The 8,329-nt window shown below is 38.7% G+C and carries 6 protein-coding genes; 3 read left to right on the forward strand and 3 right to left on the reverse strand.

Annotated features, from left to right (window positions below; translation table 11 throughout):
* Positions 1-52: 52 nt before the first annotated feature.
* Genes JWQ85_RS08095 through JWQ85_RS08105 form a run of 3 tightly spaced genes read left to right on the forward strand, consistent with a single transcriptional unit; the run spans position 53 to position 5,668 of the window.
* Positions 53-3,190, forward strand: coding sequence for a SusC/RagA family TonB-linked outer membrane protein (locus JWQ85_RS08095; RefSeq protein WP_299466639.1), 3,138 nt, complete (start codon positions 53-55; stop codon positions 3,188-3,190).
* A 10-nt stretch (positions 3,191-3,200) separates the two neighbouring features.
* Positions 3,201-4,784: a SusD/RagB family nutrient-binding outer membrane lipoprotein gene (locus JWQ85_RS08100; RefSeq protein ID WP_299466642.1), complete on the forward strand. Its 1,584-nt coding sequence runs from the start codon at positions 3,201-3,203 to the stop codon at positions 4,782-4,784.
* A 23-nt stretch (positions 4,785-4,807) separates the two neighbouring features.
* Positions 4,808-5,668, forward strand: a complete 861-nt coding sequence (locus JWQ85_RS08105) for a DUF1735 domain-containing protein (protein ID WP_299466645.1) — start codon at positions 4,808-4,810, stop codon at positions 5,666-5,668.
* A gap of 603 nt (positions 5,669-6,271) precedes the next feature.
* Here JWQ85_RS08105 and JWQ85_RS08110 read toward each other — a convergent pair.
* The 3 genes from JWQ85_RS08110 to JWQ85_RS08120 form a co-directional block, all read right to left on the reverse strand.
* Positions 6,272-6,976, reverse strand: a complete 705-nt coding sequence (locus JWQ85_RS08110; RefSeq protein WP_299466648.1) for a hypothetical protein — start codon at positions 6,974-6,976, stop codon at positions 6,272-6,274.
* A 353-nt stretch (positions 6,977-7,329) separates the two neighbouring features.
* Complete coding sequence (locus JWQ85_RS08115) at positions 7,330-7,686, reverse strand: hypothetical protein (protein ID WP_299466650.1); 357 nt, start codon at positions 7,684-7,686, stop codon at positions 7,330-7,332.
* Positions 7,687-7,944: 258 nt separating this feature from the next.
* On the reverse strand, positions 7,945-8,329 hold a 385-nt coding region (locus tag JWQ85_RS08120; protein ID WP_299466653.1), incomplete at its 5' end, for a DoxX family protein.

Raw genomic sequence — 8,329 nt, forward strand, 5'->3', positions numbered from 1 at the left:
AACACTACTTTTATGACTAATTAACTATTAACTGATCTTATTATTAACAAACATGAAAAAACTTCTACTAGTAAGTTTGTGTTTCCTGATGTTATGCATAACACAGGTATATGCACAAAATCGTACAGTTACTGGTACAGTTACTTCAAAGGATGACGGCTTGCCGTTACCAGGAGTAAGTGTTACAGTATCCGGAACCACAATTGGTATTCAAACCAATGCTTCGGGAAAATTCTCCCTAAATGTGCCAGCATCGGCAAAGTCACTTCGCTTTTCATTTATCGGTTTCTCAACTCTTGAGATTCCAATCGGATCAAGCGGCGTAGTAAACGCAGGTTTAAGTTCAAGCGCCAGCCAGTTGAGCGAGGTGGTTGTAACTGCGGGTGGTATCGAGGCTCGTAAAAAAGAGCAAGGTTATGCTTCTACTACAATTAAACCAGCTTCTTTAACAGCAGCAAAGCCTGTGAATGCAATTGCGGGTTTAAACGGTAAAGTTGCAGGTTTAAGAATCAACGCAACAAGCAGCGGTGTTAACCCTAATTACCGTGTTGTTTTACGTGGTATGCGTTCATTAACCGGTAACAACGACGCGTTGATCGTAGTTGATAACGTAATTGTTCCAAACGCAATCTTAAGCAACTTAAACCCTGAAGACATTGAAGATATTCAGGTATTAAATGGTGCTGGTGCTGCTGCCTTATACGGTTCAGAGGCATCAAACGGTGCGATCATCGTAACTACTAAAAAAGGCCAAAGAGGACAAACTTCAATTCGTGTATCTAACACTACTACAATTGAGCAGGTTTCTTTTTATCCTAAATTTCAAACAGGTTTCGGTTCTGGTTCATCAGGCGATATACAAGCATATATCCCGTATGAAAACCAACAATTCGGCCCTGCATTTGACGGTGTAGTAAGGCCAGTTGGTTTGCCATTGGAGAATGGTGATCAGCAAATGATCCCTTACTCTTATAAAGATGCTAAAAATAAATTCTGGCAAAATGGTTTAACTAATCAAACAGATTTCAATTTATCATCTGGTAATGATAGGTCTACAATTTACACCTCAGGCCAGTACGCTATGGTTACCGGTACTACCCCTGGTGATAAATTTAACCGCACAAACTTAAGGGTTAACGGAACGCAAAAGATCCTTAACAATCTTAATTTAACTTATAATGCCGGTTACACTCAAAACCGTTATGATATTACTACCCAAACTGCAGGTATCTACAATAACTTGTTGAACAGCCCTGGTCAGATAGATATCACTGATTATAAGGATTGGAGAAATAATCAATACGCTAACCCTAACGGTTATTTTAACGCATATTACAACAACCCTTATTATACTGCCGGTAACAACCGTCAAAAAACAAGGAACGATTATTTGGTAGGTAACGTTGAGTTGAAATATAACCCATTAAAATGGTTGGATTTCACTTACCGTGTTGGTATCACTACCCGTAACACAAGCCAAAAGATATACACTGATAAATTTGCATTTACTGACTATACTAAATCTCGACCAGAGTTAGCCGGTACATACAAAATTAACGACGAGTTGGGTTCTAATCAGGATTATGCATTCTATCAAACCCGTATCAACTCAGATTTCTTAGTAGGTATCAGACAAAATGTAAAAGATTTCAGCTTTAAGTTGACATTAGGTGCAAGTATTCGTAATGACAACCAAAAAGACCTTACTGCAAACGTTGCAGGATTGGTAGTTCCTGGAATATTTAACTTATCTAACAGTACTAATACACCTACTGCTACATCTAACCTTTACAATGCCCACCAACAGGGTGTTTATGGTGACTTCACCGTTGGATATAAAGATTACTTGTTCTTACACGCCACGGGCCGTAATGACTGGGTTTCTATCTTAGCTCCAAACAACCGTTCTTTCTTCTATCCAGCTGCTGACGTATCATTCGTAGTTACTGATGCTTTTAAAGAATTGAAAGATATTAAAGGTATAGACTTTATCAAATTACGTGGTGGTGTTTCAAAAGTTGGTCAGGTTAACTTAGGTAACAATTACGGTGCTTATGCATTAGATCCTACCTTTAGCCAGGGTTCTGGTTATCCATACAATAGCCAGGGTGGTTTAACACTCAGTAACACTATTGTATCAGCTAACTTAACGCCAGAAATAACCAAAGGCTGGGAAGCTGGTTTTGACGCAAACTTCTGGGACAACAGAGTTGTTACTAAGTTTACATACTACAGCACTAAAACAAATGCACAAACCGTACAAACCGGTGTATCTACAGCTACTGGTTTCAATACTTTCAGAACAAATATTGGCGAGACCAGCTCAAAAGGTATAGAAACCTCTTTAAATTTAACAGCTTTCAGAAACCACGACTGGGATGTAACCATTGGTGCTAACTATACGCACATCAATAACCTTGTTAATTCAATCAGCGCTGATATTCCTCGTCTTAGCTTAGCCGTTTACGGTAGTGGCGCCGGTTCATACGCCGTTGCAGGACAGCCTTTCCCGGTAATTATGGGTCATGACTACACTCGCGACTCTCAAGGCCGCATTATTGTAGACGCTATCACCGGTTATCCAACAGCATCTGATCAGGTAACTGTTTTAGGTAATGCACAGCCCAAAGATATATTAGCCGTTAACTTATCGGTTAAATACAAAGGCCTGCGTTTTTCAGCTTTAGCTGAATATCGTGGTGGTTACAGCATATTTAACCAGGCAGCAGGTACCTTAGATTTCTCAGGTTCATCATACTTTAGCGGTTACTACAATCGCGATCGTTTCGTGATCCCGAACTCTGTATATCTTGACGCTGCTACTAATACCTATGTTCCGAACACTAATATCACTGTACGTGATGGTGGTACCGGTTACTGGACTGATGATCCACGCTCAAGCATGGATATCAACTACACTTACTCTGGTGCATTCTGGAAAATACGTGAGGCTTCATTAGCTTATGATCTTCCAAAATCATTACTTGGAAAAACAAAAGCAATTAAAGCTGTAACTATCAGCGTACAAGGCCGTAACTTATTCTTGTTTGCTCCAAAATCAAACGTTTATACCGATCCTGAGTATAGCGATGGTGATGCAAATTCAAGCGGTAATGCAATTGGTTTAACAAACTTGGGACAAACACCTCCGTCTCGTTACTTCGGTGGTACTATCTCAGTAACTTTTTAAGTAAAATATCATGAAAAAAATATTTAGTATAGTTTTATCTGGTATCCTCATATTCTCTGCAACATCTTGTAAGAAATATTTAGATATCAACACAAACCCGAACTTGCCAACTAAGGCAACCCCCGCGCTGGTGCTTCCAGCGGCCCTTGCAGGGACAGCGGCTTTGATTGTAAACACAGGTGATTACAATTCTTATGGCTCTCAATCCAATGGTTATTTTGGTAATGCCGGCGGTTTTGGTAGCCTGGGTGTACTTATCTCTTACGCTTACACAACCGGCGACTTTAATGGATTATTTCAGAATACTTACGATAACCTGGAAGATTACCAGTACATTATTGATAATTCTGAAGCTGGATCAACATTTAATGCTGCTGCAAACATCATGAAGGCATATGACTATCAAATGCTGGTTGATACTTACAATGATGTGCCTTATTCTGAAGCCTTAAAAGGTGTTGATAAACTTCAGCCTAAGTATGACAAAGCCGAAGATATCTACAAGGACCTTGGCGATAAACTTGATGCAGCTATTGTAGCAATGAAAGCGGCTACTTCTGACATCACTTTTCAACGTGCCGATCCTTTATTCGGAGGCGATGTTACTAAATGGGCGCAGTTTGCCAATACACTTAAGCTACGCTTAATTATCAGGGCTGGCGGTAAAGTAACCTTTACTAAACCTACACCTGACGCAGCTACCGGTTTTCTTACTGAAAATGCTATATTTCAACCAAAGTATACTAAAACAGCCGGTAAACAAAACCCGTATTGGGACAGATGGGCTTTTTCTGAAACAGGCGGTGCCCGTGGCGCAGGTGCTGTTTTCATGCCGTCAAAATGGATCATTTCCTTCTTTGATGGGGTAAAATTTTCCGATGATCTTCGTGGGGAGCTTATCTTTAATCAATACAATGGAGTAAGCACTCCGTCGAACCAGTTAGGTTATACAGGTGCTGATGCCCCTAAATCTCCGACACCAAACTTTTGGTATACCTATGATATTTGGGATCAGTCTGGCTTAGGATTATTTAAAGGCGAATCAGCCGGACAACCGATAATGCTTGCTTCTGAAAGTTACTTTTTACAGGCAGAAGCTAATTTAAAAGGGATCTTATCCAACGGTACTACTGCAAAACAGAATTATGAAGCTGGTGTAACAGAAGCATTTAAATATTTGTATTTAGCCGCAGGGTATAATCCTGAGCAAAATATTGTAAGTGATGCGGTACTTGATGCCGAAGGGTTACCTAAGTTGGACGTTGCTGTTACAGATTACCTGTCACTGTCAAGTAATCCAAATGCAAACTGGGACGGTCCTGGTGACAAATTAGAGAAGATAATTACTCAGAAATATCTTGCTTTGATCTATCAGTTTGGTGCTGAGACCTGGAATGAATACCGCAGAACTGGATTCCCTGCTATTACTGGCAACGCTCCTACTGCAACTTTTGCATCTACAGTATCACAGTCTACAGGTGCTAACAAGTTGCCTACACGTATTTTATACCCTGTTTCTGAGTACTCGTACAACCAGGCTAATACACCAAGTGGTATAAGCCCGTACACTAACAAAATATTCTGGGCTAAATAAATAACACTTAAAAGTTAAAAGAAATGAAAACATTTTTAAAAATAGCTTCGGTTTTAGCCTTGGTGACAGGATTAAGTTCTTGTTTAAAGGATCAGCCGATTATTGGGGCCAAGCCTCAAAATATCGTTGAGTTTTATACAACGGATACGTATCAATCATCTGTTTCGGCACTTTACCCTGTCTATGGTAAATCGTTTGTAACCGGCCAGGCAAGTAGTTTTGATATAACAGTAAGTTACTCCGGTACAGAGACTGCTCCGGAGGATATTACGGTTGATGTTGAGGTTGACCCAACAGCTTTAACTAAGTATAATACAAAAGCTGCTGTAGATGGTGACAGCCAATATGAGCCATTAGCATCAAGTATTTATTCACTCCCAACAAACAAAGTGATTATAAAAAAGGGAGAAAGACGTGCGAAGCTTACAGTTAATGTAAATATTCCTGTTACTGGTTTTGACTTTGATGCTCTTTATGCATTACCTTTAACCATTAAATCAACATCTAAGGGCACCATTAGTGGTAACTTTGGGTCTGTATTATATGCTATTGGGGGCAAAAATCAGTATGAAGGTGTTTACCGTAGTAAAGGTGCAAGGGTTCACCCAACCGCAGGCACATTCACTTTCGACACTGATGTAACCATGAATACCGCAGGTTCTAATGGTATTGTGGGTGATGCATTAGCAGATTTAGGGCCAAACCTTAAAATTGTTGTAAACGCGGACAATTCTGTATCATTATCAAGTACTACACAGACTTCAGTTGCATTAACTCCAGGTGGTGTTAACAAATATGATCCTGCTACAAAAACGTTTACATTAACGTATTTCTACAATACTGGTGCTCCGCGTAAAATTACGCAGACGTTAGTAAAGAAATAATATAATCTTCCTATATAGTAAGGCATCCTATTTCATAATAGGATGCCTTTTTTTGTGCAATGCTAAAGGGAGGACAGCAAATAGTAGTAACAATAAAAGTTTAAACGCGGTAAGGAAGCCCAATTAGTGTGTTAAACTATTAAGGCATGATCTGATTACAGGGCTTGAGATATAATTTGCCTATATCGGATACTTCCCATAAATAACCCAAGTCGCGGCCTTTGGCGGTAAATATGTTAAGCCTGCAGCGGTATTGATTTTCGACAAGATCGATAGGCCGCACCAATCTCCCAAAAATCAGGTATCCTGACAGTGCTTTAAGGCCTTTTTATGGCGCCATCTCTTGTGGACGAACTTTTACATGGATGATTTTATGGGGCCGAATGAGCTGCTTTCAATGGTCCTCATTTTGTGATGATATAACCGATACGATATCGGTTAGCAGAATTATTGATCTGATATAATGATCTTATCCAGTACGCGGAACAACGCTGATACTTAAATATATAGGTATGAGCAGTAGTAAACTGACTAAACCAAAAACCCCCGCCATTATTTTGGCGGAGGCTTAAATATGAAAAGTATGAAGTTATATACTTGATCTTAATTTTTTTGGGTTGACATATTTTCGTAATTGCCATAAACTCTAATCTTGTCAGACTGAATAGTAGTTGACAACATTACCGTACTTTTTGCCTCTTTACCATCAACCTTTGCGGGTATAAAATCTAACAGGCCAGATGAGTTTGGTTTAACATAAACCTTTCTTCTTTCTTTCGTAAAACCACTTTCATAGTCAGCATATACGCTGCTAATTTGTCCACTTGGCTCTACATTTATTGTATAAGTTATGTTTATGTCAGATTTTTCCTTAATAATTGATGGCGGTATATCCTTAGTATTATAAAATGATAAAAATGCTAAAGTTGAACCACCAATTTTTACGGGTGTTTGTACTTCTGCTTTATCTGAGGCAGGTATGCTATATTCAGTTTTTACATAAGAGCCCGAATCTTGGTTGGTATACAACATTTTTGAGTTGTTATAATCATACTGTTGCACAAGTTTATTATCGGGTCCGTAGAACATCCAGGTGCCCGTTTTTTTATTATTCTCATACTTACCCCTAACAACTGCGCCGCCTTCGGCGTCAGTTACCATATACAAGCCTTGCCTTACATCTTTATCAGTGTTTAAAACATGGTATTGTTCGGTTAAGTTCAGGGATACTTTCTTTTTCACAAGCTTGTCTTGCGACATAACAGCCAGCGGTGCCAGCAGAAGTGCTAATGCAGTTATCTTTTTCATGTGGTTTATATTTATATAAATATATAAATATAATTGTTTAATAATTGAGCCGTTTAATGCTGTTATTTTACTAAATGTATTGTTTTGTTAAATATTGAATTTGAAAATAGTGAAATGAACGTAAAACTTAGTTTTACCTGACGAATGTGTATAGTGGGTAACGTTATTGTTACAAAATATAAACTAAAAAATTAGTAATCCAGGCTTAAGGTATCATATTTTATTTCCCACTACTATCAAATATCAGTCGGTAAAGAGATAATGGTGTTTCATTTCCGCTCCTGAAACTTCAAAAGGGGAGGTATTATACCTTCCCCTTTTGAAGTTTAGAGATTTGAGAATTTCGTTTACTATCAATAAGTAACCGGGCCCTTATAGTGTTTTGAAGTGCCATCGGTGAAGGTTACATTTACAGAAGCGGAGTATAATGGCGGGGGCGCTGTATAACTATAACCCGAAAACGTTGTAATAGCAGCACCATCCGGGTTACCCTCGCCGGTAGTTTTGTACAAAGCTACAATTGTTCCTTCCTGTTGATCCGCATACGCATGGTACATTTGGCTGCCCACGGTAAAATAACCGGCATCCCATGTTTGCACCTGTTTTTGATGAACTGATAAAACAGTTTTTTGATTTTGAACGCTTATAAAAGAGGATAAAGGCAGAATTAACAGCGTGCTCGCTAAGCAAGATAAAATTAGCTTTTTCATGATAAGGTGATTTAGGTTAATGATTGTTAATTAACTCAAATTACAACAAACAAAGGCACACTGTAAAATTTTATACCATTTGTTTCTCAACAAATGTTAACTAATATGCAATTTGAATACAATATAAAAGGCTTTGACCGATAAATTTGCTTTTCATTAATGGGATCCTATTAGCCAGTTAATATAATTTAATATTTACAATCAAATAGATATTGAAGGGATGGGTCATATTGATAAAATTTAACGACAGCGTCACAATTATTTTTTATCTATACTATACCTCCCCGGGCCAACAAATATTAATCCTGCAAAAACAAAAGCCAGTTCAATTGCATGTGCAGCAGCATCCAAGCCTTCACCTTTGCCAAAATGACTAAGGGATGCAACAATAAGATGAATTACTAACAAACAGGATACCGGGCGGAATGCCAGGCCTATTATTATCAAAAAACCACCAAGCGTTTCGGTAAGTGCAGCTAAAAGCCCCCACATTACCGGTAAAAAATGGATCCCCACATATTTTGTTGAACCGCCAAGTCCCGTCCACATTTCGGTTCCGCCTATAAGTTTAGGATAGCCATGATATATCATCATTGCACCTAAACCTATCCGTATAATTAGCAAACCGGTGTTTCTGTAATTG

The organism is Mucilaginibacter sp. (assembly GCF_028288105.1).
GTDB lineage: Bacteria > Bacteroidota > Bacteroidia > Sphingobacteriales > Sphingobacteriaceae > Mucilaginibacter.